Below are 25,638 nucleotides of genomic sequence, written 5' to 3'. Positions count from 1 at the left end.
GTCAGGACGGGATGGGGCAGCCATGTGCCGGCTGCCGCGCGCCTGCACCGGCCCGGTCCGTCACATCGGAACCTCTGGACGCGCGCACCAGCCAGTGCTCCGGCACCACCGAAGCAACTCGAATGATGACCACGGTACCCATATGAGCAACATCAGAAAAGCCTTCTGATGTGCCATCACGGCGCCAACTGGTCGCTCAGAAGCAGTCGTTGCCGCGGATGCGCTCCGCCGTGCGCCCCTGAAGCCCCCCGCACTCCTTCCACCGCTTACCGGACCGCTGACCAGAGAGGCCCTGTGACCTAGCATCAATGCCATGACTGGTCCCGAACCGGACCTGCCCGCAGGGTCCGAGGACGCGTTGCGAGGTTCTACGGCGAAGTTGGTCGGCCAGCTGGGATGTCAGATCGTGGAGGGCGGCAAGCCCCGCGACCAGCACCTGACGGTGGACGCCGTCATGCACGAGTTCGGGGTCACCCGACCCATGGCCCGCGAGGCGCTGCAGGCCCTGCACCAAAAGGGCCTTGTCAATCTGCAGCCCCGGATCGGCGCCACCGTACAGCCATTGGAACGCTGGGACCTGCTGGACGCCGACGTCATCTCCTGGCGACTGGAGGTGGCACCCGCCAGCCAGATGCGGTCGCTCACCGAGCTGCGCGAGGTGATCGAGCCCCGCGCCGCCAGGCTGGCTGCCGTCAGCCGATCCGCGGAGATCTGCCACGACCTGACCAGCCACGCCCGCACGCTGCTCGCGCTCAGCGAGGACCCTGACTTCGCGCGTCGGCGGGAGGGCGCCGCGGTCCGCCAGCGTTTCCGGGACATCGACGCGGCCTTCCACCGCAGCCTCCTCGCCGGCTCGCGCAATGAGCTCTTCCTGCGCCTGGCGCACCCGGTCGTGATGGCCCTCAACCACCGCATCGACCGGTGGTCCTACGGGGACGAGGAGCCAAGGCTCGCCCCCGTACCGGCCGCCGTCGGTGCCGACACCGTCCAGGACTATCCGGTACGGCCGCAGCCGATCGCCATGTGGCTGCACATAGGGCTGGCCTACGCCGTCGATCAGGGGTTGGCGACGGCCGCGGAGGCCTTCGCGGAGGCCATCATGGCCGAGATCCGGCGCGGTCGGCTGCACGACCCCGTCGTCCTTGCCCGACTGCGCGCCGGGCTGCGCCAGTTCGACGTGGACGGCCTGCCCGTCGCCTACCGTTCGGGCTTCCGTACGGCCATGGCCGCCGTCATCGACGCAGGGCACGTCCCCATCGTCGTCATGGGGGTCAGCGGGTGCGGCAAGACCACCGTCGGCGGCTACCTGGCGGACTCGCTCCGCGTGCCGTTCGAGGAGGGCGACCGGTTCCATCCCACGTGCAACCGTGAGTCGCTGTCCAACGGCATCCCCCTCGACGACCGCAGCCGCAGCCCATGGCTGGCCGCCATCGCCGACCGGATGCGGGCCGCCGCCCCGGAGGAGGGACTGGTGATCACCTGCTCCGCCCTCAGACGCATCTACCGCGAACTGCTGCGTGTCGCCCGCCCCGACGTTTTCTTCGTCCACCTCGCGCTCGACCAGGACGAAGCCAGGTCCCGAGTGGCGGGCAGGGAGGCCCACTTCATGCCGGCCTCCCTGGTGTCCACGCAATTCGACGACCTCGAACCGCTCGAGGACGACGAGGCCGGCATGACGGTCGACGCGACTCTGCCGCCCGAGCGGATCGTCGCCGAGGTCCAGACCGAACTGGCCCGGCGCATCCGCGCCCACTGACGATCCCCAGCCCCGCTGGGCCGTCGCCGGACCGCCGACGAACCGACCGAACAGAGGGGGAACCGACATGCGCATCAAGTCCGCCGAGGTGATCGTCACCAGCCCCGGACGCAACTTCGTCACCCTGCGCGTCACCACCGAGGACGGCCTCGTCGGCCTCGGCGACGCCACGCTCAACGGCCGCGAACTGGCCGTCAGGTCCTATCTGGAGGACCACGTCCTGCCGCTGATCACGGACGGCGACGCCTCCCGCATCGAGGACACCTGGCAGTACCTGTACCGCGGCGCGTACTGGCGGCGCGGTCCCGTCACCATGGCGGCCATCTCGGCCGTCGACACAGCGCTGTGGGACATCAAGGCCAAAGCCGCCGGCATGCCCCTCTACCAACTCCTCGGCGGCGCGTCCCGCACCGGCGCGCTCGCCTACGGCCACGCGTCCGGCCGTGACGTGCCCGAACTCCTCGACTCCGTCCGCGCACACCTGGAGGCGGGCTTCCGCGCCATCCGCATCCAGACCGGCATACCCGGCCTCGACTCGGTGTACGGCGTGGCCACCTCCAGCGCGGGCGGCGGCGAGCGCTACGACTACGAACCCGCACGCCGCGCCACCGCGGGGAGCGACCGACCGCTCCCCGCGGTGGAGACCTGGGACACACGCGCCTACCTACGGCACCTCCCCACCGTCTTCGAGGCCGTACGCGCCGAGTTCGGCCCCGAACTGCCCCTGCTCCACGACGGGCACCACCGGATGACGCCTATCGAGGCCGCTCGCCTGGGCAAGGCGCTGGAGCCGTACGACCTGTTCTGGCTGGAGGACGCCACACCGGGCGAGGACCAGGCGGCGCTGCGCCTCATCCGGCAGCACACGACGACACCGCTGGCCATCGGCGAGGTGTTCAACTCGGTGTACGACTACACCACGTTGCTTCACGAGCGGCTGATCGACTACGTACGCTCCGCGGTCACCCACGCCGGCGGCGTCACCGGGATGAAGAAACTGCTCGACCTCGCGGGCGTCTACGGCATCAAGTCCGGAATGCACGGTCCCACCGACATCTCGCCCGTGGGGATGGCGGCCGCGCTCCATCTCGACCTAGCCGTACACAACTTCGGCATCCAGGAGTACATGAAGCACTCCGAGCGGACCCTGGAGGTCTTCCGCACCTCGTACTGGTTCGAGGACGGGCTGCTGCATCCCTCCGACACCCCCGGTCTCGGCGTCGACCTCGACACCGAGGTGGCGGCCCGGTTCCCCTATCAGCCGGCCTACCTGCCGGTGAACAGGCTCCGGGACGGCACGGTCCACGACTGGTAGAGGCAAGAGCAGCCACCTCTCCCGAGGCCGGTACGAGGCTCACTCCCCCGCACAGGGTGGGCGGGCCTCACGCTGCAAACGCATCCTTCTTATGTGACGCGGGCCACATCGTCCCCGTGTCACGAACGGAAAGGCAGCTTGCGTCTGGTGGTCGTTCGCACAGCGGGAACGACCGACACGAAAGAGGCGCCAGAGCGATGAACGCGAAAGCAGTACAGCGGCACGAGGTCCTGGTCCTGGGCGCCGGCTACGCCGGACTCTCCGCCACGATCCAGCTCGCGGCCCGCACCAGGAAGCGCGGGAACCTGCGAGTGACGCTGATCAACCCGTACGACACCTTCACCGAGCGGCTCCGACTGCACATGACCGCCACCGGTCAGGACACGGCCCAGCTCAGGCTCCCAGAACTGCTGGACGGTACCGGCGCCTGCTTCGTCCGTGGCTGGATCACCGCCGTGGACGCCGAGGCGAAGACCGTCCGGATCGACGACGACCGGACACTGCGCTACGACACCCTGGTCTACGGCCTGGGCAGCATCGCGGACACCGTCGCCGTCCCGGGCGTGGACGACCACGCCTACACCCTCAACAGCCCGGAAGATGCCGTCATCCTCGCCGACCGGCTGGCCCGGCTCGACGGTGAGACCGTCGTGGTCTGCGGTAGCGGTCTCACCGGCATCGAGGCCGCCGCCGAGATCGCCGAGCGGCACCCGGAGCTCCAGGTGATACTGCTGGGCCGGCAGGAGCCGGGCGCAAGCATGCATCCGAAGGCCAAGACCTACCTGGACGCGGCGCTCGCCCGGCTCGGTGTACGGGTACGCAGCGGCGTCGACGTCGTCAAGGTGCTGCCGGACGGCGTCGAGCTCGCGGACGGTTCCAGCGTCCCGGCGGGCGCGGTGCTGTGGACCAGCGGCACCCGTGTCTCACCGTTGGCCGTCGCCGCGGGCCTGAACACCGACGAGCGCGGCCGTGTGGTCACCGACAGCGCACTGCGCTCGGTCTCGCACCCGGACATCTACGCCGTCGGCGATGCGGCGGCGATCCGGCAGGGCTACGGCGTGATGCACGGGACCTGTCAGGGCGGTATGCCCACCGGCGTACACGCGGCCTTGTCGATCCTGCGGGTGCTGGCCGGCAAGGAGCCCAGGCCCTTCCGTTTCGGCTACTACCACACACCCGTCAGCCTGGGCCGGAACGACGCCGTCGTACAGTTCACCCGTCCCGACGACAGCCCGCGCCGGATCGTGCTGACCGGCAAGCGAGCAGCGAAGTACAAGGAGACGGTCACCGCTGCACCGTGGCCGACGTTCGCCCGCATGAAGAGGATGCCCGTCTCGGGCGCGTTCTGGCCGCACGGCGGCCGCTACACACGGATCCGGAGCGTCAAGTGACCCAGCAGACCGGCCGCGACCAGCTTGCCTTCCAGCAGTACCGGAGCCTGATCTTCTCCGTCGCCTATCGCATCCTCGGCACTGCCGCCGACGCCGAGGACGCGGTCCAGGACGCCTGGCTCAAGTGGTCGGCGGCTGACCGTTCCCACGTCGCCGACCCCAAGTCCTACCTGACCCGGATCGTCTCCAACCTGGCGATGGAAAGGCTGCGTTCGACTCGCCACCAGCGTGAGACCTACGTCGGGCCATGGCTCCCCGAGCCGATCCTCACCGGCCCGGACACCGCGGACGACGTTGCCACGGCGGACTCGGTCTCCATGGCCCTGCTGGTCGTGCTGGAGACGCTGAGTCCCCTGGAGCGCGCGGTCTTCGTACTGAAGGAGGTCTTCGCCTTCAGCCATGCCGAGATCGCCGAGGCGGTGGAGCGCTCGGAGGCGGCGGTCCGGCAGGCTGCGCACCGCGCCCGAGAGCACGTCCAGGCCCGCCGGCCCCGCTTCGCCACGGACCGAGCCCGCCGACGCGACGTCACCGAGCGCTTCTTCGCGGCGGCGACGGGCGGCGACATCAACACCCTCATGGAGCTGCTCTCCCCGGACGTGACGCTGTGGACCGATGGCGGCGGCAAGGTCCGCCAAGCCCTCGAGCCGGTCGTCGGCTCGAAGATCGTGGCCCGTTGGTTCGCCGCGCTCGGCACCGCGACCTACCAGGGCATCGAGCCCGAGCAGATGCGGGCAGAGCTCACCTGGATCAACGGCAGCGCGGGCGTGATCTTCCGAGGCCCGGACCGTGTCATCGCCACGCTGACCCTCGACGTCGATCCGGAAGGCCGCATCTCGACCATTCACAACGTTGCCAACCCCGACAAGCTCCATGCGGTCGCCGCCGGCACGCGGTACTTCTGACTGTCCGGTAAAGCCCGGCCGGCAGCATTGCGAGGTGGTCATGTCTACGCTGGCGGCGTGAGCTTGGTATGGGTGACGGGCAACCCAGGGACTGGTAAGTCTACGGTCTACGGGGTGTTGAGAGCGCGCGCGTGGCCTCGGGACGCATGAGTCGTTGATCCAGGCGTGAGCGCGCTCCAAGAGAACGAAGACGGGGTGGTCGTCGCCCGGCTGAGCAGGACGTACTGGCTGTACGCAGTCGACAGCCGCGGCCGGCGGCCCGATGCGCAGCCCTCCCGAGCCGGCAGCCGCCGCGCCGAACCGGCCGCTGCACGCCCGGCCCCGGTGTCCAAGTGGGGACGACTGCGGACGCTGATGCTGCCGGTGGCGTTGCTGACGGTCACGGCCGCGGTGCTGGTGGGCGTGCTCACCTGAACCGTCCTGCCAGGAGGGGGATTCCCCGCCCGTGCTGTCGGCGGGAATGAGCGGTCGGGCGTGGGATGCGGACCGGATGCCCGCCGGGAGTGAGGATGCGTACGACCGCAGGGCGCCCCCCGTTACCGTCTTCATGGCGCCGCCGAACGCCATCCAGCAGGTCATAGACGTCCCGCCACTCCTCGACGGCCCGCGCGTTCGGCCCTCCACCTGACGGCCCCACCACATCCCCCTCCCCGTCTGACATCAACAGCGAGCTAACCGCCACCTTGACAAATTACATAGGGCCCCCGCCGGGCCCCGCCGCGCAGCGCCGGGAACCAGTCCCGCCCGCAGCAGGGACGACTCGCCGCTGCCCGAGGTGCCCGACGACCGCAACGAACTGTCGGCCAAGGGTCAACTCCGTCAGATCGGAGACCAGTTGGAGCCAACTCAAAAAGCGGCCGCTATCGCCCGGTTCGAATCGGGCCAGTCCCACTCGGCGGGGTCCGCGCCGCAGGCCTGAACGTAGGCGAGGACGACGGCCGGCGACGGCAGGCGTTCGCCGGCAGCCGACTCGGACAGCGTGGCGGCGGAGAAGTCGACACGCTCGGCCATCGCCCGATAGGTGATACCCCCGGCATCCCGCCGCAGCTGCCGCAAGTCGCCGGCGAACCGCTGCACCGGACCGGCCTCGGGATCCAGCGGACGCTCTGGACGCCCCATGCCGCCATGTCCAGGCAGTCCCGCCGGTCCGCGGCAAGCATGGTCACACCATCTCGATGCGCCAGAACGCCTTCGCGCCCAGCGCCGGACCCTCGCGGCCTCACATGCGGTTTCTCAGCACGTCGACCTCGCAGCCCGGTGCGAACGGGTCGAAGCCGTGCTCGGTCAGCCAGCGAACTATCAGCAGGCTTCGCAACGACCACCACGCGTGGATCACGTCGAGGTCGACGTCCCTGCCGTAGCCGGCGATGACGTCGTCGAGGTGTTCCTCGTGTCCGAGGGTGAAGGTGGCGAGGTCGTACAGGGCGTCACCCCGGCCCGCCTCGGACCAGTCGATGATGCCGGTGACCTCGTCGCCGACGACGAAGACGTGCGCGATCTGCAGGTCGCCGTGAGTGAACGCCGGGGTCCACGGCCGGAACGCGGCCTCGGCGACCTGGCGGTTGCGGGTGACCAGCTCGGCGGGCAGGACGCCGTTCGCCACGAGCAACTCGCACTCGGCGTCCAGTTCCGCCGTCAGCTCGACGCTGCTCCGGCCGGCCTTGCCAACCCTGGGCGGCAGCGGCGCGTCGTGCAGCTTCCGGATGGCGGCGCCGGCCGCGGCCCATGCCGTCGGCGACCCGGTCGACGGCCCGCCGAGTCGTCCAAGTGTCGTCCCTGGGAGTGCGGCGATCGCGAGCGCGGGCGGCTTGTGCCACAGGACCTCAGGGGTCGGCACCGGCGCGAGGGACATCGCCTCGACCTCGGCTGCGATGCGCGCCTGATCGGCGTCCACCTTCACGAACACATCGCCGACGCGCAGGGTCGCACGCTCGGAATGGGCGACGACGACTTCGACCTCATCCATGGGCGACCAGTATCCCGGGGGTGATCGCCGGCGTCGCCGGGTTTCTGACGTGCTGATACGCGACTGGCCGCGTGGGAGCGAGCCTTCCAGAGGCCCGCGGACTCGGAGAAGTTCCGGCGGCTCGGCCCCCTGTCACGCTGCCGCGGTGAGCCGGGTGCGCAGGTTGTGGAACTGCCGGGTCTGCATGATGAAGTGGGCGGGTTCGCCCAGCAGCAGGTCGAACGGCCGGGTGAGGGCTCGCGGGCGGCCCTGTCCGCGAGTGCGGACCACCAGGCGGGTCGTCCCGTCGGCGGTCGGCCGCAGATGGAAGCCCCAGACCCCGTCCATGCGCGCCGGTGGACGAGCGTCCCAGTCCGGGTCGAAGGAGTGACCGGAGGGCAGGCGCAGATCCGAACGCAGCACCAGCGTCCGCTTCGGCTCCACGCGAGCCACCGTGAACCACGCCTGGCCGTCCCGCGTCGCCGGCAGTCGCTGCCCTTCCTCGAGGGTCTGCCACTCGGGCGCGATGCGATCCGCGCTGGGTTCTCCGAAGTGGTCCAGGAGGTCCCAGCTGTACCACCCGGCGCGGTCTCCTCCCATCTGCACCAGCCAGGGCCAGACCTTCTCGGGTGGCGCTGGAAGGGTGGTGGCCATGGTCGAGGTGCCGTCGGCGTCGGGGAAGAGTTCGTCGCCGGGGTACGCGGAGTCGGTCTCGTCCGGAGTCGCGCCCCACGTCAGCAGGCGCGGGCGCAACCGCAGCGCGTAGAGAGCCAGCGCGGCGGAGGCCACTGTGAAGGGGAGCAGACGCGCTTGCGGTCGCCTGCGGCATGACTGCTGCTCGGTCATCATGTCCTCCCTGGTCGATGGGGAGCGTCGATGGGGAGCGAGCCCTTCGCCGGGTACCGGGGCAGGTGGCGCGGCGGTCGTCGATGCTGTTGGCCGCGCGCCTTGCCCGTACCGACGGCCGGAGCCCCGTGCGGCGGGCCCTCGTCGTGGCGCCCCTCGCCTCATTCCTGCATACCGGGCGGCGTAGGGCCCGCGCGAGGGCCGGTCGGCCCCGCACCGGGTCCCGTCGTCCCAAAGACCGCGGCTTCGATCCGCTCCGCCGGGCCGGCGTCGAGCAGTCCGTCGGCCACCCAGCGGGCAAGCCCCGACGCCCTGCACCCGCGAAATGAGCGGCCGACTGGACGAATCAGCCCGCGCTGGGCGGCAGTTGTGCCGGACTGACCAGCTCCCCCAGCACCTCCGCCATGAACTGCACCAGCCACCGCTGGGACGGACTGCGTGAGGCCTCGTGGCGGGCATAGAGCGCCACCTCGATCGGCTCCGTGTCGAACGGGAGCCTCACCAGGCGAAGCCGGTGGGAGGCGGTGAACACCTCGCCGACGTACTCGGGGACGATCGCGATGAGGTCGGTGTGTTCCAGCAGGTAGGGCAGCATCGTGAAGCGCGTGGCGTCCACGGCGACGCGCTCCAGCAGGCCGTGGGTGGCGAGGAGCGAGCGGGGCACGACGTGGCCGTGGGGGCCGTACACCGTCGCATGCTGCTCGGTCGCGAGATCCGCCAGTGTGACGGACGCGCCGCGGATGCGGGGGACGAGTACACCGCGGCGCTGGCCGCCAAGGCCCGGGCGCTGCCCGTCGGCGACCCCGCCCGCGAGGACGTGGCGCTCGGCCCGATCATCGACCGGCGTCAGCTGGAGCGGGTGCACGGCATCGTCACCGCCAGCGTCGCGGCGGGCGCGACGCCGGCCGCGGGCGGCGAGATCGACGGCGCCGGATACCCGGCCACCGTCCTGACCGGCCTCACCACCGACATGCCGGCCTGGCGCGAGGAGATCTTCGGCCCCGTCGCACCCGTCATCGGCTTCTCCACCCTGGAGGAGGCCACGCGGATCGTCGACGACTGCGAGTACGGGCTGTCCGTCGGGATCCTCGGCGACGTCGGTACGGCGATGAAGCTCGCCGACCGGATCGACTCCGGCAAGGTCCACATCAACGAGCAGACCGTCAGCGACGAGCCCAACGCCCCCTTCGGCGGGGTCAAGGCCTCCGGTACCGGGTCCCGGTTCGGCGGAGCCGCCGCCAACGTCGAGGCCTTCACCGAGACCCAGTGGGTCACCCTCCGCCCGGACATCGCCGACTACCCGTTCTGATCCCCGCTCCTCACCCCCGTCCCCCTACGTCCCCCGTCCCTGCACCGTCCCCGTAGCCGCTTCAGAGGGAACGCAGCCATGGCACCCATCACCTCGCCCAACACCACCGGCGCCGCCTCGCCGACAGGCACGTCCGACCGCAACGTCTGGACCGTGGTCCTGTGCTGGATCACCGTCCTGCTCGAGGGGTACGACCTCGTCGTCCTCGGCGCGATCATCCCCACCCTGCTCAAGACCCACCACCTGGGCATGACGGCCGCGGACGCCACCACGGTCGCCACGCTCTCGCTCGTCGGCGTCGCCATCGGCGCCGTCCTCGTCGGCCCGCTCGCCGACCGGTTCGGACGGCGCCTGCTGCTCATCGGCTCGGTGGTGGAGTTCTCCGTCTTCACCCTCCTGGTGCCCCTGGCCACCTCCGTCGGGATGTTCGCCGCACTCAGGCTCATCGCGGGCATCGGTCTCGGCGCCTGCATGCCGGCGTCGCTGACGATGATGGCCGAGCACATGCCCGCCGCACGCCGGGCGCGTGCCAGCACCCTGACCATGACGCCAAGAAGGCGCCCGCCGCCCAGCGGGTTCCCTTCACCGAACTCCTCAAGCCGGCCTACCTCCGTGCAGGAATCGGCATCTGGGTCGCCTCGTTCATGGGCCTGCTCCTGGTCTACGGCCTCAACACCTGGCTGCCCAAGCTCATGAACGATGCCGGCTACCCCGTCCCCACGGCCGTCACCCAGCTGCTCATCCTCAACGTCGGCGGTGTCGCCGGCCTGGTGCTGGGCGGTTTCGTCGCCGACCGGCGCGGCATCAATCTCACCACGCTCGGCTGGTTCGCGATATCGGTGGCCATGCTGGCCTGCCTGAGCATCAGGATGCACAGCGACCTGCTGCTCGACACCGTCGTCTTCCTCACCGGCGTGTTCGTCTTCTCGGCCCAGGTGCTGGTCTACGCCTACGTGACGAACTTCTATCCGGCCTCGGTCCGTGGCACCGCCCTCGGCTCGGCCTCCGGCATCGGCCGCATCGGCTCCATCGTCGGCCCGTCGATCACCGGCGCTCTCGTGGCGGCCGGCATCGGTCACCCCTGGGGCTTCTACTTCTTCGCAGCCGTGGCGGTCGCCGGCTTCCTGGCCGTACTCACCCTGCCGGGCAGGGCCGCCGCACACGCGGAGGCCACCGTCACCGAGGGGGCCGCCGCACCCGCTCTCTGACCCATCGCGGAAGGGCGGCACGGTCCCGAAGAAGGCCGTGCCGCCCTGTACTCGACACCGCCCTCGCGACCTCGACGCCCCGGCGGCCACACTGGGTCCATGGAATACGTCGGCCGGGTGCCGGCTCCGCCGCTCGACCAGTTCATCGACGACATCTACTGTCTGACGGGGGTGCCGCGGCACCGGCTGATGAACGTCCCGCCGATGCCGTCGGCACACTTCTTCCTGCACCTGGGCGGCCCCGTCCGGCTGTGGGACTCCGACAGTTCGGTGCCGCTGGCGGTGTTCACCGATGCCTGGTTCATGGGTGTGTGGACCAGGCGGTTCCTCTTCGAGTACCCCCCGCGGGTGCGGCTGGTCGGCGTGCACTTCAAGCCCTGGGGGATGTCCCCGTTCGTCGGTGTGCCGGCGGACGAGCTGCGTGACCGCTGGGCGCCGGCCGATGCCGTCTGGCAGCGCTCCGCGGACCGGATCCGCGACCGGGTCGGCGACGCCGCGTCGGCCGCCGAGACACTGCGGGTGCTGGAAGAGGAGCTGCGCTCACGTCTCGCCGACGCCCCGGCACGCGGTCTCGATCTGGTCCGGCACACGGGCCGACGCCTGGAGAGCGCGCACGGCACGATCCCCGTGGCCGCGCTGGCCGGTGCCGCCGGGGTGAGCGGCAATCACCTGGCCAATATGTTCAGGACCCATGTCGGGGTCACCCCCAAACGGATGGCGCGGATCTACCGCTTCGCGCGGCTGATCCTGTCGGTGGACGCCCTGCGCCCGGTCGACTGGTCCGAACTCGCCCAGACGGCGGGCTACTTCGACCACGCTCACTTCAGCAGGGAGTTCAAGGACTTCACCGGCCACACCCCCACGGAATACCTGGCCCTGCGGCGTCGATTCCCGACCGAGCGGGGAGGACCGCACGACGACGGCCCGATGCCCGCCGATTGATTTCTTACATGCCCGGATCCCTCCGGCCGCGAAAGGATGACGGCGAACCCGCGAGGCGATGGCGAGGAGGGCCCATGGGTACGGTGATCATGCACAGCGTGGTTTCGGTGGACGGCTTCATCGCCGACGAGAAGGGCGACGTCGGGCCCCTCCACGAGTGGTACTTCAGCGGAGACGTCCCGATCGTCGCAGGCGCGGACGAGCAGTACGACCATTCCGGAACCGGAAGCGGCATCAAGGTCTCGCGCGCGTCGGCGGACTACGTCCGGTCGATGTGGGAGTCGATCGGCACGATCGTGATGGGCCGCAACCTGTTCGACCAGGTGAACGGCTGGGAGGGCAAGCCACCCGCCGGCGACCACGTGGTCGTGGTGTCCCACCGGCCCAAGCCGGAAGGGTGGCACCCGGAGGCCTCCTACCACTTCGTCGAAGGCGCGGCGGCCGCCATCGCCAAGGCCCAGGAACTCGCCGGGGACCGGACCGTCGCGGTGAACGCCGGTGACGCCGGCGCCCAGATCCTGGCGGCCGGTCTCGTGGACGAGGTGGCGATGGACGTGGTCCCGGTGGTCTTCGGGTCGGGTCGGCGCTACTTCGGCGGCATCGACGGGCAGCATCTGCTGGAGGATCCGCACGTGGTCATCCAGGGCGAGCGGGTCCTGCATCTGAAGTTCAAGGTGCGTCGCTAGAGCTCTTCAGCGACTGCGGTCGCCCGGCTGTGTCAGGGCAGCGGCCAGCAACGCTTGTGCCGACTCTCGCATGAGGGCCGCGGCCTCGGTCCGTGACACCGAGGCGATGTCGACCATCCAGACCCAGGCTTCGATTCCGGAGCCCGCGCGGATGGCCACGGCAAGTCGCCTGCGGTCGATGTGCGGGTGTGACTCGGCCAGCGGCGCCAGGGCGTCCTCGATCCATGCGATGGCTCTGCCTTGCCGCAGGACCGGGCGGCCGTCGCGCGGCGTCTGTGGTTCCTGATCCAGGGACAGCCGCAACGCCGCTCGCAGCTGCGGCTCCCACTTGCGCAGGATCTCCGTCTGCTCGGCCATCACCAGGTCGAGGCGGGCATGGACGTCGTCGGGTGCGTCCTGTTCGAGGAGGCTGGGCCGGTCGATGGCCGGTATCGCGGCCAGGAGCAGCTCCCTCTGGTTGGGAAAGTAGCGGTAGGCCGTGGTGCGGGAAATACCGGCGGCGTCGGCCGCCTGTTCGACGGTCGGGGTGCTTCCGCTCTCCAGCAGGGAGCGGGCGGCCCCCACGAGGGCGTCGCGGGTGCGCTGCTTCTGCCGGATGCGTCCCGTCGACTCATATGGTACTTCCATGCCGTCATGGTACCGTAGTCCCATGAACGATCCTGTGGTCACTGATCCGCAGCTGTATCGGGTCGTGTGGGAGAACGAACGCGTGCGGGTGCTGGAGTACCGCGACGTACCGGGTGATGCGACGCATCTGCATGCCCATCCGGACAGCGTCATGGTGACCTTGTCCTCGTTCCAGCGGGTGATCGCGGCCGGAGGCCGAGAGGTCCCGGTCACGCTGGAGTCCGGGCAGGTGCGCTGGCTGGACGCGCAGGAGCATCAAGGCCGCAATGTCGGTCAGACGGCTACCCATTCCCTGTTCATCGAGCTCAAGGAACCCCGGCCCGGCGCTCCGCGCACGGATGCGACGCTGGGACCGTCTGCTTCCTGAAGCGGCCGTCCCTGACAGTGCTGCAATCGCCCGCCCGCACTCACGACCTCATGAAGCGGGTTCGTCCAGCAACTGCGGGCCGTTGTTGCGGACGGTGTTGACGGCGATGGAGACGGGTCGGGCGTCGAGGTGGCCGCCGGCAGGCTGATCGAGCAGCTCCCGCAGCCGGTCGGGGTTCTGGTGGTCGGGGTCGAGCCAGGCGTCGTAGTGCTCGGGGGTGAGGGCCAGTGGCATGCGGGGGTGGACGCGGCCGGCCGCGTCGGTGGCTTCTGTGGTGATGATGGTGCAGGTCATCAGCCAGGCGCCCGGGTCGTCGTCCTGCTGGACCTCCGGATCACGCCAGTATTCGTACAGCCCGGCCAGTGCCATCACCTGGTCGTCCTCGGGATGGATGAAGTAAGGCTGCTTGCGCGCCTTGCCGGTGTCGGGGTCCTTGGCCTGCTGCCACTCGTAAAAGCCGTCGGCGGGCAGCAGACAGCGGCGCCTGGCGAACGCGCGACGGAACGCGGGCTTCTCGTGCACGGTCTCCACCCGCGCGTTGATCATCCGGGCGCCGATCTTGACATCCTTCGCCCACGACGGCACCAACCCCCACCGCAACGGCCGCAACTGCCGCTCCACCGCCGCGTCGGAGGAACCCCGGTCACGAGGTGAACGTTCGAGGACGGCCCACACGTCGTCGGTCGGCGCGACGTTCCAGCTCGGCGCGAGCGCCTCCTTGACCGGCACGTCGGGCACGTGGAACAGCGGGGCCAGCTCCTGCGGACTGCGAGCGGATACGTATCGACCACACATACCGCCACTCTCGCACCGACCACGTGCCGCGCAACCACGCTGACGCGCTGTCGCTCAGCGGGGTTGCGCGACGGGTTTTGGCTGCCGTCAGGCCGAGGCGCGTGCCCGGTCGGCGTCGAGGTCGTCGCGGACTCGCTGCGGCTCACCGTCGAGCGGCATGTTGTTCTCGTCGTGTACCTCGTCCAGGGAGCCGTGCGGGTCTCGGTCCAGCGCCGCGAACAGCGGCCCCGAGTCGTCCGGCGCGGCTCCTGCCCCGCCCAGCGACGCCGCTGGCCCGTCCCGGACCGGTCCTGTCGGTCGCGTCACTCACCGACGTCGAGGGCTCGGTGGTCACGGCTGTGCGGCAAGCCGTGCACCAACCGCAGGAACTCCTCGTGCAGTCGACCGTTGGTGACGAGCACCGACATGTCGCCATCCAGGACGGGCGCTCCGTGCAGGTCGGTCACCCGGCCGCCTGCCTCCGTGACGATGACCGGCATCGGAGCGACGTCTTCGTAGCCCATCGGAGGACCGGCGATGACGCCGGCATCGACTCGGCCCGTCACCAGGGCCAAGATCATGCCGGTCGAGGGCAGCAGGAGTACCCGACGGTGGAGAGCACCAAGGAGTTCCCCGGGCCAGCCGGCCGGGTTGTGCATCATGGTCCTTGCCCCACCCAGACTGCTTCGTTCCGTGAGCTGGGCGCGGCGGCCCGATCGCAGATCCGGGGCCGAGCCCGGCAGCACCCAGCAGCCCAACCCACGTGCTGCCGCGACCATTTGCCGACTCAGCGGCATGTTGATCACGCCGATGGCGGGGCCGTACTCGTCCTCGTAGGCAAGGTCGTTCGAGAACAACGGCACTCGGTGGGTGAAGTACGTCGTGCCGTTGATCGGGTCGATGATCCATCGTCGTCCTGACGACCCGCTGGTCGAACCGCCCTCCTCTCCGAAGATTCCGTCGTCCGGCGCCTGCCGGCTCAACTCGTTCCTGATCAGCTCTTCGACCGCCACGTCGATCTCGGTGACCTCGGTGCCGTCCTCCTTGAGACGGCTGTGCCAGTCATCGCGAAAGAAGCCTTGCGCAGACATCTGCCCCGCACGACCGGCCAGGCGCACGGCGAAGTCCAGAAGTTCCAGGTCGACGGGCGGGGCGTCGAACGCGTAGTCCATCCGTCGAGCCTTTCACGGCTCCAACCTCCGGGTGCGGCTGACCACGTCAACTCCCAATCTGTGCGGCCACTTCAGCCGCGCCGCGGAGGTCCCTGTTATGTCTTCGTCCTCGCCGGCAGTCGTGTGCGGCCCGCGTCCAGGCCGATGGACAGGCCCGTGGGCGTGACGTCGAGGCTGGTGGCTTTCAGGCCCAACGGGTAGTCGGCGGCCGTGCGGGTCGTGAGCGTGTTCTGGATGCGGTCGACGAGCCGGAGCGGTGCGGGTCTGCCGAGGATCTCGGCGTTCTCGAGGTGCAGGGTCACATGCCCGTCCTGGAGGCGCGGTTGCAGGGTCGCCTGACCGAGGCCGGCCTGGCCGAGGCCCAGGGTGATGGTGTCGGCCTTCTCATCGAGGTGTACGTCCGTGACGGGGAGGCGGCTTCCCTTCGTGCCGGTCAGGTCCTCCAGGGACGTCGCGGGGACCTCGACGGCTGCATGGATGGCGGCGACGGTGCCCGCGCGCTCCCCCGTCAGGCGTACGTCCTGAAGGCGGGCGCGAACGGACACGTCGGGGATACGGCCGAGGGTGGCGTGATCGTTGCCGATGGTCACCGCGTCCAGGTGCCGGTCGAGCAGGGCGAGCAGGGCGGGGCCGCCGTCGATGTCCACCGTGCTGTTCCTGCCGAGGGCCCGGCCGGCCGCCGTGGCCAGGCGGTCCTGCAGCAACGCGCGGGCGGCGAGTTCGGCCGCGGTGGCGGCGAGCAGGACGACGGTCAGCGCGAGGGCGGTGATGGACATCGCGCGGTGTCGCCGGAACGCGGCGCGGATCATCCGGTCTCCTCCGCGGTGAGGGCCGGGAGGGTCTGGCCGTCAGAGGTCCCTGCGGGCGCCGGGCCCTCGGGGTCCAGGTGCGGCAGGAGGCGGTCCAGCCAGCCCGGCAGCCACCAGTTCGCCCGCCCGAGCAGGTACATGGTGGAGGGCACCAGGACGAGCCGGACCACGGTGGCGTCGAGGATGACGCTCACGCCCAGGCCGAGTGCCAGCATCTTGATCACCACGTTGGTGGAGAGCAGGAAGGCCAGGAAGACGCTGGTCATGATGAGCGCGGCGCAGGTGATGACGCGGGCGGTGCCCGCCAGGCCTGCGGCGACGCTGAGGTGGTTGTCCTTCGTGTGCAGCCAGGACTCGCGGATGCGGGAGAGCAGGAAGACCTCGTAGTCCATGGACAGGCCGAAGACGATCGCGAACATCATCATCGGCACGTACGACTCCACGGGGACCGGCTCGTCCACGCCGAACAGCGAGCTACCCCAGCCCCATTGGAAGACCGCGACGACGACGCCGTAGGCGGCTCCGATGGACAGCAGGTTGAGCAGGGCGGCCTTGAGGGCGACCAGGAGGCTGCGGAAGACGGTGAGCAGGAGCAGGAAGGCCGCGGCGACGACGACCGCGACGATGACCGGCAGACGGTCCAGGACCACGTCACGGAAGGTGAGTTGGGCGGCGGTGACGCCGGTGACGTAGCCGCGGGCGCCCGTTCCGGCGAGGGCGTCGGGGAGGGTGTCGTCCTCGAGGCGGTGTAGCAGGTCGGAGGTGCCCTGCTCCTGCGGGCCGGTGTCGGGGGTGACCATGGCGATGAGCAGCGTCGGCTCGTTGCCGGCCGCGACGGGCGTGGTCACGCGGGCCACGCCGGGGGCCGCGGCCAGGGCGTCGTGGAGTGTCCGGGACAGCGTGGCGCTGTCGGTGTGCGCGTCGCGGACGTCGGTGACGATGGTGAACTGGCCGTTCGTGCCCGGCCCGAAGCCGGCGGCGATCAGGTCGTAGGCGCGGCGGTCGGTGTAGTCGGTCGGGTCGGCGCCGTTGTCGACGTGTCCCAGCCGCATGGAGGCGGCGGGGATCGCCAGGACGGCCAGCGCGAGCGCGCCGACGGCGAGGAAGAGCCACGGGCGGCGGCCCACGGTGGCAGCCCAGCGGTGCCAGGTGTCGGCGGTGCCGGTCGGCTCGTCGACGGGGGTGCGTACCCGCCAGCGGTCGATGCGGCGGCCGGCGACACCGAGGAAGGCGGGCGCCAGGGTGAGTGCGGCGATAGCGGCTACCAGGACGGTCAGGCCGGCGGCGACACCGAGGGTGCCGATGAAGGTCACGCCGGAGACGTACAGGCCGCCGAGGGCGACGGCGACGGTGGCCGCCGCGACGATGACGGCACGGCCGCTGGTGGCGACGGCCCGTCCGGCGGCCTCCGCGGGATCGTCGACGTCGCGCAGCAGCCGGCGGTGCCGGGTGATCAGGAACAGGGCGTAGTCGATGCCGACGCCCAGGCCCATCATGGTGGCCAGCGTGGGTGCGGCGTTGCCGAAGGTGAACGCCGCGGCCAGCAGCCCGAGCAGCGAGATCCCGGTCAGCAGCCCGGCGACCGCCGTCAGCAGCGGCAGGCCGGCGGCGGCCACGCTGCCGAACCCGGCCAGCAGCACGACGACGGCGGTGACGAGGCCGATCAGCTCCGACAGCCGGTCGGCGGCCTTCGGGCGGGCCAACTGGCCCAGCGGGCCGCCGTATTCGACCTCGACGCGGTCGGCGCGCAGGCCGTGCACGGCGTCGTCGACGCCGTCCAGGTAGGAGACCGCGAAGCGGGCGGGGTTCTCGGTGAAGCGGACCGTGACGATGCCGGTGGCGCCGTCGGCGGAGACCGCGCCGGGTGTGTTCAAGGCGTCGGCCACCGTAATCACTTGGGGCAGCTTTTTCAGTTCGTTGACCGCGGTGTCGACGGCGCCCCGATGGGCGGCAAGGGAGCCGGTGCCGGTGTGCAGCACGATCTGCGCGGCGGTGCCACGCACGCCGGCGGAGCCGTGCGCGTCCAGCAGGTCGGATCCGGTCTGCACGGAGGTGCCCGGGAGGGCGAAATCGTCGTCGTAGCTGCCGCCCCAGGCCCGGTCTGCGGCCAGTGCGGTGAGCAGGACCAGCAGCCAGACGCAGATCACCCACCACGGTCGGCGGGCGCACCAGCGGCCGAGCCGGTGCAGCCGGTCGACGCGTTCGGGCGCTTCGGGACGGGCGGGTTTCTGGGGGGTGACAGGTGCGTTGGTCATGCCGTCGTTTCTTCTCAGCCCACGTCGTGCGGGGCGGGTCGGTGATGGTGTCGGGGCGTGGCCGCGTGCGGGTACGGGGGCGAGCGGCACCGGCGGCCCTGCCCCGTGGCGCGGGTCGTCGGTGGGGTACACCATGCCGGTGGTCGGCTGCCGCCCGGTGGCCGGGTCGGCACCGTCACGGGCGCGGCGTGCGGCGCCGACATGGCCGTACCGCCCGCGCTCAGTCTTGCTGCCGGGCTGCGGCGCGGCGCTCGGCGAGGTGCCGCACCTGCTCGCCGTATCCGCCCGCGAGTGCCTTGTCGCGGATGGCCGTCCGTTTCTCGGCTCGAGCCTCTGGGCTGAGGACCTTCAACTCCTCGATGTCGTGGCGTAGTTGGGTGGGCAGCGCTTGGAAGCGGCGCTGCGCGGCCTCGGCGCGGAGTTCCACCCGGGTGCCGTAGCCGCCGGCCAGAGCGGCCTGCCAGATCTTCGCCGCCGCCTTCTGCCGCTGCTCCGGTTGCATGGTGGGCAGCGCGCGCAGGTCGGCGCGCAGGTCCGCCGGCAGCGTGCCCGGCGCAGTACGGAACGTGCCACCGGTGAAGCCGGTCGTTTCGGCGTCGGCGAGCGCGACCGCGGTGGTGCCGACGCCGGCCGATGTCGTGCTGTCCGGTCGCGCCGTCGACGCCGTCCAGGCCAGGACAGCCACGACACTGGTGGTGGCGACGGCCAAGGCGACGCGGCGGGACGCGGCGGCGGACATGCTGTGCATGAGGTTCTCCCTTGATCGACGGTCTCAGCGTGGCGGGGGCGTACGAGCGGAAGGTTCGGCGAATGTTCGGGGCGTGTAAGGGCTGGTCGCGCGGACGCTCAGGCCCGGACGAGGTGGTTAGCATCGAGGGCCGGACCGGGGAAAGAGAGGCACATGCCGGAGAGCAAGGGGCTCGTCCTGGTCGTCGAGGACGAGCGCAACATCGCCGACCTGCAGCGGCGCTACCTGAGCCGGGAGGGCTTCGGCGTGCACGTCGAGAGCACCGGCGACGCCGCGCTGGCCGCCGTACGCCGCATGCGCCCGGTCGCCGTCGTCCTGGACATCGCACTGCCCGGCATGGACGGCATGGAGGTCTGCCGGCGGCTGCGCGAGGAGGGCGACTGGACGCCCGTGCTGTTCGTGACGGCCCGGGACGACGTGACCGACCGCATCCTCGGCCTGGAGCTCGGCGGCGACGACTACCTCACCAAGCCCTTCTCGCCGCAGGAGCTCGTGGCCCGCGTCAAGAGCCTGTTGCGCCGCGCTGCCGGACCGCAGCATCACCCAGTGCGCCGGGTCGGCCGCCTCGCTCTGGACACCGGCCGCCGCACCCTGCACGTCGACGACCGGCCGGTGGAGCTGACGACCACCGAGTTCAACCTGCTCGCCTTCCTGATGCAGCACCCCGGCCAGGTCTTCACCCGCGAGCAGCTGCTCGCGCAGGTCTGGGGGTACGCCGGCTACCGGGACACGCGCGTGATGGACGTCTACGTCTCCCAACTGCGCGCCAAACTCGGCGACGCCAGCCCCCTGCGCACCGTCCGCGGTGTCGGCTACGCCGTCACGGACGCCGACGGCCGATGAACGCCCCGCGCCGACCGAGCCGCCGCGGTTCCCTGACCGGGAGCATCGTGCTGCTCACCACCGCCGTGGCCGCCGTGGCCGTCGTACTGACCGGGCTGTTCGCCTGGCGGGTCATCCGCACCAACGCCGAGAACCAGGAACGCGAGCAGCTCTCCCGCCAGGCCGAGGTCCTCGCCCGCACCCCGCCGCTGGCGTCCTGGATGCTCGATCGGCAGGAACGCATCGCCGGCGCCGACGACATCCAGCTCGCCCTCGTCCGCCGCTCCGGCACGGTGGACGGGCCCGCGGCGGGCACGGTGGACGACAAGGACCGCCGGACGCTCCTGTCGGGGAAGACCTTGTCCACCACCGGCCGGCTCGACGGCCGCGAGGTCCTGGTGGAAGGAGCACCGACGCCCACCGGCGGCGGACTGGTCCTCACCCAGCCGATGAGCGCCGTCGATCAGGCCACCGGCCGTATGCGCGGCAGCCTCGTCCTGCCGCTCGTCCTCGGCCTGACCGGCGCGGCCCTGGCGGGTGCGCTGCTGGCCCGCCGCCTGGCCCGCCCGCTCGTCTCCGCCGCGCGGACCGCGCACCGCCTCTCCGAGGGCGAACGGGGCCTGACCGTGCCCGCCGAAGGACCCGCGGAGGTGGCGGAGCTGGCCGGTGCGCTCAACACGCTGGACGCGGCACTGACCCACAGCGAGGACCGGCAGCGGGAGTTCCTGCTCTCCGTGTCGCACGAGATCCGCACCCCGCTGACCACGGCACGCGGCTACGCCGAGGCCCTCGCCGACGAGGTCGTCACCGGCGACGAGGTACCCGAGGCCGGCCGCATCCTGCGCGGCGAGATCGAACGCCTCGAACGCTTCGTCGGCGACCTGCTGGCCCTGGCCCGCCTGGAAGCCGACGACTTCCGCCTCGACACCGACGAGGTGGACCTCGACGCACTGGTGGCCGAGGCCGCGCAGGCCTGGTCGGCGCGCTGCTCCCGACTCGACGTGGACTTCCGCGTCGAGCGCCCGGCGCGTCCGCTGCCTGTGATCACCGACGGTTTCCGGGTACGGCAGCTCGTGGACGGTCTCGCCGAGAACGCTCTGCGCATCACCCCGGCCGGAAGACCCCTCGTCCTGGCCGTGCGCGCGGACGGTCCCGGCGCCCTGCTGGAGGTACGCGACGGCGGCCCCGGCCTCACCGACGACGACATCGCGGTCGCCTTCGAACGTGGCGCCCTCACCGACCGCTACCGCGGGGTACGGCCCGTCGGCAGCGGCCTGGGCCTGGCCATCGCCCACCGCCTGACCACCCGCCTCGGCGGCACCATCACCGCCTCCGGGCGGGCACCAGAGGGCGGCGCCCGCTTCACCGTCCGGCTGCCGTCGCATCCCACGGCCCCTTACACGCCCCGAACACTCCCCTGACACCCGATGAGGAACGCGCGCCCATGCTCGTGCGCACGGCCCGGTGCGGAGGAGGAGCACATGAGACGTGGGCGGGGCAAACCGCTGCGGCGCCGCAGCGTGTCTGGCCTGGAACAGGACGCGCCGCGCCGTCTGCGCCACGACCTCGACCGGGCCCTGTCCCTGACCGACGAGGCCGCCCGGCGGGCCGCCGTCGACCGGGTCGTCCAGGGGATCGCCGAGGGCAGGTACGGCCGGACTTTCCAACGGCAGGCGGAACAGCGGCCGGACCTCGGCTCGGCCCCCACCCTGACCGACAGCCCCGCTACGACCGCGAACGGAAGGCGACCGCGTCCGGGTTGTTGGTGAGCCACCACTGGCAGACGTACCAATGGTTGTCCTTGCCGCCGGCGTCATCGAACGTCACAACGGCCACGACCGGCCCACTGCAGTTCGGGCTCGGCAGGGTGTGCATGCTGCACTTACGGTCGGTGTCGCTCGGCACGTCGTCGATGGCTGTGATGACGGACTTCATGTCGGGAGCCTACGGCGCCGTCGCCCACGTCCTTGGCGGAGTCGCACACCACGAGGGACTTCGCGGTCCGCCGCAGCTGCCGTCTACGCTCTCGGCATGCAGCGCAGGGACGTCACGCGGGACGACGGTACGTGGGTAGGTCTGTCACTTGATGTACAGGACCGCCAGCAGCCGGGGCTCCGCGTGTTCAGCGCCGGGCAGCGGCTGCTGCTCAGTCGTCCGTCGCGGCCTGTGCTGCTCGCCGTCGTCGACGAGCAGCTGCAGGGTGTGGACTTCTGGCGCACCGACGAGTACCGCTCCTTCGTACCCCCGCTGCGGGCCGATGTGGCGCGTGCCCTGGCGGGCAGCCCGCAACGGTGGGCGCACCGCTTCGCGCAGCACCTCATCTACTCGCCAAACAGCCCGTTGCACGAGGGCCGGTGGCTGCTCTCGTGCGAGAGTCCGCTCCTTCACTGGCGCCACGCCGAGACCTCGCATGCCGAGTACTGGAGCTCGATGCTCGTCCACGGCCATCCGGACGGATACATCGACTGGTTCCTCCATTCCTGTTCCTGGGAGATCCTTCCGCTACGGCCGATGCCCGACGTCGACGACAGCCGGGTCAAGGCCTATCGCAAGCAAGCTCGTGAAGGAACGCTCCCGCCCGTCCTGTTGTGGTGGGTCAGTGGCCTGGATTGCCATCTGATCCTGGACGGTCACGCACGCCTCGCCGCGGCGATCGCCGAATCCGTCGAGCCTCCGCTGCTGCAGTTGCACCGCACGGTGCCGCGCGATGACCTGAGCGCGCGTACCGATGAGGCCGTGCGCCTCTACGAGCGCGAGCTGGCGCGCTTCGCCGCTCTCCGAGCCGCCCACGGCCCCGCCGTCCCGGACGGCGCCGCGACCGCCGGCCCACAGCTCGTCCGCCTGCTGCACGACCTGAACACCGCACAGCAGCCGACGTGGGCCTGGCCTCTGCCCGGCGGTGAGGACCGGTGGCATCGCATCGCACGCGAGGTGACGGCCGGCCGGGCCTGGGACTACCTCTGATGAGCCCGCTGAGTTCGGCGGCCGGCACGGGGCGGGTGGAAGTCGGTGGCCGGCGTCCGGGGGCGTTGAGGTGCGGGAGCGGGCCGTAGCTGGATGCGGGCGTCGAGGCCGGTGCCAGGGGCGGGGTGGAGGGTGATGGTGCCGCCGGAGGCGTCGACGAGGTGGCGGACGATGGGCAGGCCCAGTCCGGTCCCGTCGTGGTGGGCGTCGGAGGAGCGCCAGAACCGGTCGAAGGCGCGCTGCCGGTCGGCTTCGCTCATGCCGGGGCCCTGATCGACGATGTCGAGCTGGACGCCGGGAGTGCGGTGGATGGTGATGGTCGTGCTCGGTGGGGAGACACGCAGGGCGTTGGCGAGCAGGTTGTCGACGATCTGCTCCAGCGCACCGGGGATGGCCCAGACGTGGCCGACGGGCGAACCGGTGAGGTCGACGGTCACGAACTGTTCCGCGGCGAGGGATTCCCACATGGCGGCCCGGTCGGCGAGGACGGCGTCGAGGTCGGCGGGTTCGGGCGTGGTGGCGGCGTTCTCCAGCCGGGCGAGGGCCAGCAGACCCTGGACCATGCGGCCGAGGCGTTCGACCTCGCCGACGGCCTCGTCGAGGCCGGCGTGGGCGCGCCGGTCGAGGTATGGCTCGAAGTTCTCCAACCGCAGCCGCAGTGCGGTCAGGGGGGTCTTCAGCTGGTGGGAGGCTTCGGAGGCGAACGCCTGCTGTGCTTTGAGGAGGTGCTGCAGGCGGGTGGCGGTGTGGGTGAACGAGGCGGTCAGGCTGCGCAGTTCGGGTGGCCCGGTGGTGGCGTCGGGCGGGTCGTCCAGATGTCCGTCGGCGAGCTGGGCGGTGGCGGCCGCCAGGGTGCGCAGGGGGCGGGTGATCCACCGGGCCAGGCTGAAGGCGACCAGGGCGACAGCGGCCAGGATGCACACTCCGGCCAGTGCGAGGGCGCCCCAGACGCGGTGGACGCGGGTGGTGACCTGGTCAAGGGGGTAGGTCAGGCGCAGAGTGCCGCGGATGGTGGTGCCGGAGGCGCCGGGCATGGTGGCCGACAGGACGTCCGTGCCGTTGACGTCGGTGGTGGTGGTGACCGTCGGCCGATTGTTCAGGGCGCGGGCGATGTCCGGCTGACCGGTGATGCTGATGCCGGTCGTGCCGAGAGGGTCGGAGTCGGCCAGGACGATGCCGTGCTTGTCGGTGACGATGACGCGGCCGCCGGTGCGCTCGGCGTAGTCGCCGGCCACGTCGGGCAGCATGTCAAGCTGGCCTTTTTCTATGTTCTCCTCGGTGATTTCGGCGAGCATGGCAGCGTCGCGTTCGACCCTCTGGGAGGCGCGGGAGGTCTCGCCGCGGGCGTAGATGATGCCGAGCGGTATCTCGAGGACGGCCAGGACGAGCAGGGCCAGGACGAGGTAGCTGAGCAGCAGACGGCGTGTCATCCGGCCGCCTCGGCGGTGTGGTTGTCCGGCAGGGTGAGGCGGAAGCCGACCCCGCGGGCGGTGGTGATCCAGCCGGGGTCGCCGAGCTTGCGGCGCAGTGCGGCGACGTGGGCGTCCAGGGTCTTGGTGGGGCCGAAGAAGTGCGGGTCCCACACCGTGTCCATGATCTGCTGACGTGAGTAGACCGTGCCGGGGTCCTCGGCGAGGTAGGCCAGCAGGTCGAACTCCCTCGGTGTCAGGGCCACTTGCTGCCCGTCGAGGCGGACCTCGCGGGTGCGGCGGCTGATGGCCAGCGGCCCCAACGCCTGGGCGTCGGAGGCCGTCGGCCGGACATCGGGCGCCTGTGCGGGCCCGTTGGGCGCGTAAGCCGGAGCCGCGGCGCGGCGGGTGACCGCTCGGATACGGGCGATCAGCTCCCGTACGCCGAAGGGCTTGGCGAGGTAGTCGTCCGCGCCGAGTTCGAGGCCGACGATCCGGTCGGCTTCCTCACCCCGCGCGGTGATCATGATGATGGGGACGGCGGACCGGGCGCGCAGGCTGCGGCAGACGTCCAGACCGTCCATGTCCGGCAGACCGAGATCCAGTAGCACCAGGTCCGGTGCGGCTGTGGTGTCGGCGAGACCGGCGGCGCCGGTGCGGACGTGGTCCACTGTGAAGCCGTAGCGCCCGAGTCCTTCGGTGAGGGGTGCGGCGATTCGTTCGTCGTCTTCGATGAGGAGCAGGCGCATGGTGCCAGGCTCGCACAGCTGTACAAGCGGAGTTGGAGGGTTCAAGGAAAGCCGACCGGCACCGGCGAGAGCGGTTCGGTCCGGCGCCGTCAGCCGGCGTCCTCGGTTTCCTCGGTGCCCTCCTTCTTGGTGTCGGTGACCGTGAAGGACTTGTCGAGGTAGACCTCGATCGAGGTCCCGTCCGACTGCTTGACCTCCACCGCGTACATGCCCGGCTTCTCCGCGTCCTCCTCCGACTTCACCACCGTGCCCGGGTACTTGGCGAGCGCGGCGGCCTCGGCCTTCTGCTTGGTGTCCCCGGTCAGCGGCGGTTCCTTCTTGTCGTCGGCGTCACCGGCTGCTCCGCCCTCCTCGGCGCCACCGGCGCTCTGGGCCGACTGCTGGGTGTCCGCGGCCTTGGAGCTGTCGGAGCCTGAATCGGATCCACCGCAGGCGACCAGCGAGAACATCAGCACGGCGGCGGGGGCGGCGAGCAGGGCGCGGCGGGGCAGAACACGCATCGGAAGGTCTCCAAACGCTGGGTGTGGCTTGCGAGTTCGGAGGCCTGGTAGACCGACCTCCGGGGGACGTCCACGACCCTAGGAACCCCCTGTCGAGAGGCAGCCCAGCAGACGGAGAGGAAGAGACCAGCAGATTGCCAAT

24 protein-coding genes and 4 pseudogenes are annotated in these 25,638 nt (G+C 70.8%); 13 read left to right on the top strand and 15 right to left on the bottom strand.

Annotated features, from left to right (window positions below):
• Positions 1–313 precede the first annotated feature (313 nt).
• The 5 genes from ACIGDI_RS27080 (at position 314) to ACIGDI_RS27060 (ending at position 5,778) form a co-directional block, all read left to right on the top strand.
• Positions 314–1,756: a gluconokinase, GntK/IdnK-type gene (locus ACIGDI_RS27080; RefSeq protein WP_399901551.1), complete on the top strand. Its 1,443-nt coding sequence runs from the start codon at positions 314–316 to the stop codon at positions 1,754–1,756.
• Between the two features lie 67 nt (positions 1,757–1,823).
• On the top strand, positions 1,824–3,071 hold the full coding sequence (gene manD / locus ACIGDI_RS27075) for a D-mannonate dehydratase ManD (protein WP_399901548.1): 1,248 nt from the start codon (positions 1,824–1,826) through the stop codon (positions 3,069–3,071).
• Between the two features lie 197 nt (positions 3,072–3,268).
• Positions 3,269–4,462 (top strand): NAD(P)/FAD-dependent oxidoreductase, encoded by a 1,194-nt coding sequence (locus tag ACIGDI_RS27070; protein WP_399901545.1) that lies wholly within the window; start codon positions 3,269–3,271, stop codon positions 4,460–4,462.
• Entirely contained in the window at positions 4,459–5,364 is a 906-nt protein-coding gene (locus tag ACIGDI_RS27065; RefSeq protein WP_399901542.1) for an RNA polymerase sigma-70 factor, read from the top strand. Before ACIGDI_RS27070 ends, ACIGDI_RS27065 begins: the two co-directional genes overlap by 4 nt.
• A 165-nt stretch (positions 5,365–5,529) precedes the next feature.
• A complete protein-coding gene (locus tag ACIGDI_RS27060; RefSeq protein ID WP_399901539.1) occupies positions 5,530–5,778 on the top strand; it encodes a hypothetical protein in 249 nt (82 codons plus the stop codon).
• A gap of 315 nt (positions 5,779–6,093) precedes the next feature.
• Here ACIGDI_RS27060 and ACIGDI_RS27055 read toward each other — a convergent pair.
• From ACIGDI_RS27055 to ACIGDI_RS27040, 4 genes and pseudogenes are all read right to left on the bottom strand, one after another.
• Positions 6,094–6,483 (bottom strand): annotated as a pseudogene (locus ACIGDI_RS27055) (helix-turn-helix domain-containing protein); the annotation flags it as partial.
• Positions 6,484–6,583: 100 nt separating this feature from the next.
• On the bottom strand, positions 6,584–7,330 hold the full coding sequence (locus ACIGDI_RS27050) for a phosphotransferase family protein (RefSeq protein ID WP_399901537.1): 747 nt from the start codon (positions 7,328–7,330) through the stop codon (positions 6,584–6,586).
• Positions 7,331–7,462: 132 nt separating this feature from the next.
• Positions 7,463–8,155 carry a hypothetical protein gene (locus ACIGDI_RS27045; RefSeq protein ID WP_399901534.1) on the bottom strand — a complete coding sequence of 231 codons (693 nt, stop codon included), beginning with the start codon at positions 8,153–8,155 and terminating at the stop codon, positions 7,463–7,465.
• Positions 8,156–8,501: 346 nt separating this feature from the next.
• Positions 8,502–8,903 (bottom strand): annotated as a pseudogene (locus tag ACIGDI_RS27040) (LysR substrate-binding domain-containing protein); the annotation flags it as partial.
• On the opposite strand from ACIGDI_RS27040, the pseudogene ACIGDI_RS27035 reads away from it, so the two are divergent.
• From ACIGDI_RS27035 to ACIGDI_RS27020, 4 genes and pseudogenes are all read left to right on the top strand, one after another.
• Positions 8,904–9,464, top strand: a pseudogene (locus tag ACIGDI_RS27035) (aldehyde dehydrogenase family protein); the annotation flags it as partial. It abuts the pseudogene before it with no gap.
• A gap of 78 nt (positions 9,465–9,542) precedes the next feature.
• Positions 9,543–10,672: pseudogene (locus ACIGDI_RS27030) on the top strand (MFS transporter).
• A 99-nt stretch (positions 10,673–10,771) separates the two neighbouring features.
• The gene (locus tag ACIGDI_RS27025; protein WP_399901532.1) at positions 10,772–11,614 is read left to right on the top strand and encodes a helix-turn-helix domain-containing protein; all 843 of its coding nucleotides are present in this window, start codon (positions 10,772–10,774) and stop codon (positions 11,612–11,614) included.
• A gap of 74 nt (positions 11,615–11,688) precedes the next feature.
• Positions 11,689–12,300, top strand: a complete 612-nt coding sequence (locus ACIGDI_RS27020; protein ID WP_399901529.1) for a dihydrofolate reductase family protein — start codon at positions 11,689–11,691, stop codon at positions 12,298–12,300.
• Between the two features lie 6 nt (positions 12,301–12,306).
• Here ACIGDI_RS27020 and ACIGDI_RS27015 read toward each other — a convergent pair whose 3' ends face one another.
• Positions 12,307–12,927: a TetR/AcrR family transcriptional regulator gene (locus tag ACIGDI_RS27015; protein ID WP_399901526.1), complete on the bottom strand. Its 621-nt coding sequence runs from the start codon at positions 12,925–12,927 to the stop codon at positions 12,307–12,309.
• A gap of 22 nt (positions 12,928–12,949) precedes the next feature.
• Here ACIGDI_RS27015 and ACIGDI_RS27010 point away from each other — a divergent pair, with 22 nt between their 5' ends.
• The gene (locus tag ACIGDI_RS27010) at positions 12,950–13,294 is read left to right on the top strand and encodes a cytoplasmic protein (RefSeq protein ID WP_399901523.1); all 345 of its coding nucleotides are present in this window, start codon (positions 12,950–12,952) and stop codon (positions 13,292–13,294) included.
• Positions 13,295–13,342: 48 nt separating this feature from the next.
• On the opposite strand, the gene ACIGDI_RS27005 is transcribed toward ACIGDI_RS27010, so the two are convergent.
• The 6 genes from ACIGDI_RS27005 to ACIGDI_RS26980 all read right to left on the bottom strand — a co-directional run bounded on the left by ACIGDI_RS27005 (position 13,343) and on the right by ACIGDI_RS26980 (position 19,052).
• Complete coding sequence (locus ACIGDI_RS27005) at positions 13,343–14,089, bottom strand: SOS response-associated peptidase (RefSeq protein WP_399901521.1); 747 nt, start codon at positions 14,087–14,089, stop codon at positions 13,343–13,345.
• Between the two features lie 87 nt (positions 14,090–14,176).
• A complete protein-coding gene (locus ACIGDI_RS27000) occupies positions 14,177–14,395 on the bottom strand; it encodes a hypothetical protein (protein WP_399901518.1) in 219 nt (72 codons plus the stop codon).
• Positions 14,392–15,240, bottom strand: coding sequence for an inositol monophosphatase family protein (locus tag ACIGDI_RS26995; protein WP_399901515.1), 849 nt, complete (start codon positions 15,238–15,240; stop codon positions 14,392–14,394). Before ACIGDI_RS26995 ends, ACIGDI_RS27000 begins: the two co-directional genes overlap by 4 nt.
• Before the next feature lie 95 nt (positions 15,241–15,335).
• Complete coding sequence (locus ACIGDI_RS26990; RefSeq protein ID WP_399901512.1) at positions 15,336–16,049, bottom strand: LmeA family phospholipid-binding protein; 714 nt, start codon at positions 16,047–16,049, stop codon at positions 15,336–15,338.
• Positions 16,046–18,304, bottom strand: coding sequence for an MMPL family transporter (locus ACIGDI_RS26985; protein ID WP_399901509.1), 2,259 nt, complete (start codon positions 18,302–18,304; stop codon positions 16,046–16,048). Before ACIGDI_RS26985 ends, ACIGDI_RS26990 begins: the two co-directional genes overlap by 4 nt.
• A gap of 220 nt (positions 18,305–18,524) precedes the next feature.
• On the bottom strand, positions 18,525–19,052 hold the full coding sequence (locus ACIGDI_RS26980) for a hypothetical protein (RefSeq protein WP_399901506.1): 528 nt from the start codon (positions 19,050–19,052) through the stop codon (positions 18,525–18,527).
• A 153-nt stretch (positions 19,053–19,205) separates the two neighbouring features.
• Between ACIGDI_RS26980 and ACIGDI_RS26975 the strand changes: the two genes are divergently transcribed.
• A complete protein-coding gene (locus tag ACIGDI_RS26975; protein ID WP_385238235.1) occupies positions 19,206–19,895 on the top strand; it encodes a response regulator transcription factor in 690 nt (229 codons plus the stop codon).
• A gap of 47 nt (positions 19,896–19,942) precedes the next feature.
• A complete protein-coding gene (locus tag ACIGDI_RS26970; protein WP_399901503.1) occupies positions 19,943–21,295 on the top strand; it encodes a sensor histidine kinase in 1,353 nt (450 codons plus the stop codon).
• Positions 21,296–21,599: 304 nt separating this feature from the next.
• On the opposite strand, the gene ACIGDI_RS26965 is transcribed toward ACIGDI_RS26970, so the two are convergent.
• On the bottom strand, positions 21,600–21,809 hold the full coding sequence (locus tag ACIGDI_RS26965) for a hypothetical protein (protein WP_399901500.1): 210 nt from the start codon (positions 21,807–21,809) through the stop codon (positions 21,600–21,602).
• 96 nt (positions 21,810–21,905) lie between these two features.
• On the opposite strand from ACIGDI_RS26965, the gene ACIGDI_RS26960 reads away from it, so the two are divergent.
• Complete coding sequence (locus tag ACIGDI_RS26960; RefSeq protein WP_399901497.1) at positions 21,906–22,838, top strand: hypothetical protein; 933 nt, start codon at positions 21,906–21,908, stop codon at positions 22,836–22,838.
• Here ACIGDI_RS26960 and ACIGDI_RS26955 read toward each other — a convergent pair.
• The 3 genes from ACIGDI_RS26955 to ACIGDI_RS26945 form a co-directional block, all read right to left on the bottom strand.
• Positions 22,829–24,268 carry a sensor histidine kinase gene (locus ACIGDI_RS26955; RefSeq protein ID WP_399901495.1) on the bottom strand — a complete coding sequence of 480 codons (1,440 nt, stop codon included), beginning with the start codon at positions 24,266–24,268 and terminating at the stop codon, positions 22,829–22,831. The genes ACIGDI_RS26960 and ACIGDI_RS26955 overlap by 10 nt on opposite strands.
• Positions 24,265–24,996 (bottom strand): response regulator transcription factor, encoded by a 732-nt coding sequence (locus ACIGDI_RS26950; RefSeq protein WP_399901492.1) that lies wholly within the window; start codon positions 24,994–24,996, stop codon positions 24,265–24,267. The genes ACIGDI_RS26955 and ACIGDI_RS26950 overlap by 4 nt, the downstream gene beginning before the upstream one ends.
• 89 nt (positions 24,997–25,085) lie before the next feature.
• Positions 25,086–25,496 carry a PepSY domain-containing protein gene (locus tag ACIGDI_RS26945; RefSeq protein ID WP_399901489.1) on the bottom strand — a complete coding sequence of 137 codons (411 nt, stop codon included), beginning with the start codon at positions 25,494–25,496 and terminating at the stop codon, positions 25,086–25,088.
• Positions 25,497–25,638: the final 142 nt, after the last annotated feature.

Origin of the sequence: Streptomyces sp. NPDC085900, assembly GCF_044540925.1 — a bacterium.
GTDB lineage: Bacteria > Actinomycetota > Actinomycetes > Streptomycetales > Streptomycetaceae > Streptomyces > Streptomyces gilvifuscus.
Note: the sequence above shows the minus strand (reverse complement) of the source record. Positions and strands in the feature narration are given on the sequence as shown.

Coding starts and splice junctions, on each gene's coding strand:
- ACIGDI_RS27005 (WP_399901521.1), bottom strand. CDS start 14,089: ATGTGTGGTCGATACGTATCCGCTCGCAGTCCGCAGGAGCTGGCCCCG.
- ACIGDI_RS27045 (WP_399901534.1), bottom strand. CDS start 8,155: ATGACCGAGCAGCAGTCATGCCGCAGGCGACCGCAAGCGCGTCTGCTC.
- ACIGDI_RS26975 (WP_385238235.1), top strand. CDS start 19,206: ATGCCGGAGAGCAAGGGGCTCGTCCTGGTCGTCGAGGACGAGCGCAAC.
- ACIGDI_RS27050 (WP_399901537.1), bottom strand. CDS start 7,330: ATGGATGAGGTCGAAGTCGTCGTCGCCCATTCCGAGCGTGCGACCCTG.
- ACIGDI_RS27010 (WP_399901523.1), top strand. CDS start 12,950: ATGAACGATCCTGTGGTCACTGATCCGCAGCTGTATCGGGTCGTGTGG.
- ACIGDI_RS26985 (WP_399901509.1), bottom strand. CDS start 18,304: ATGACCAACGCACCTGTCACCCCCCAGAAACCCGCCCGTCCCGAAGCG.
- ACIGDI_RS26955 (WP_399901495.1), bottom strand. CDS start 24,268: ATGACACGCCGTCTGCTGCTCAGCTACCTCGTCCTGGCCCTGCTCGTC.
- ACIGDI_RS27080 (WP_399901551.1), top strand. CDS start 314: ATGACTGGTCCCGAACCGGACCTGCCCGCAGGGTCCGAGGACGCGTTG.
- ACIGDI_RS27070 (WP_399901545.1), top strand. CDS start 3,269: ATGAACGCGAAAGCAGTACAGCGGCACGAGGTCCTGGTCCTGGGCGCC.
- ACIGDI_RS27025 (WP_399901532.1), top strand. CDS start 10,772: ATGGAATACGTCGGCCGGGTGCCGGCTCCGCCGCTCGACCAGTTCATC.
- ACIGDI_RS26950 (WP_399901492.1), bottom strand. CDS start 24,996: ATGCGCCTGCTCCTCATCGAAGACGACGAACGAATCGCCGCACCCCTC.
- ACIGDI_RS27015 (WP_399901526.1), bottom strand. CDS start 12,927: ATGGAAGTACCATATGAGTCGACGGGACGCATCCGGCAGAAGCAGCGC.
- ACIGDI_RS26990 (WP_399901512.1), bottom strand. CDS start 16,049: ATGATCCGCGCCGCGTTCCGGCGACACCGCGCGATGTCCATCACCGCC.
- manD (WP_399901548.1), top strand. CDS start 1,824: ATGCGCATCAAGTCCGCCGAGGTGATCGTCACCAGCCCCGGACGCAAC.
- ACIGDI_RS27020 (WP_399901529.1), top strand. CDS start 11,689: ATGGGTACGGTGATCATGCACAGCGTGGTTTCGGTGGACGGCTTCATC.
- ACIGDI_RS26960 (WP_399901497.1), top strand. CDS start 21,906: ATGCAGCGCAGGGACGTCACGCGGGACGACGGTACGTGGGTAGGTCTG.
- ACIGDI_RS26995 (WP_399901515.1), bottom strand. CDS start 15,240: ATGGACTACGCGTTCGACGCCCCGCCCGTCGACCTGGAACTTCTGGAC.
- ACIGDI_RS26980 (WP_399901506.1), bottom strand. CDS start 19,052: ATGCACAGCATGTCCGCCGCCGCGTCCCGCCGCGTCGCCTTGGCCGTC.
- ACIGDI_RS26945 (WP_399901489.1), bottom strand. CDS start 25,496: ATGCGTGTTCTGCCCCGCCGCGCCCTGCTCGCCGCCCCCGCCGCCGTG.
- ACIGDI_RS26965 (WP_399901500.1), bottom strand. CDS start 21,809: ATGAAGTCCGTCATCACAGCCATCGACGACGTGCCGAGCGACACCGAC.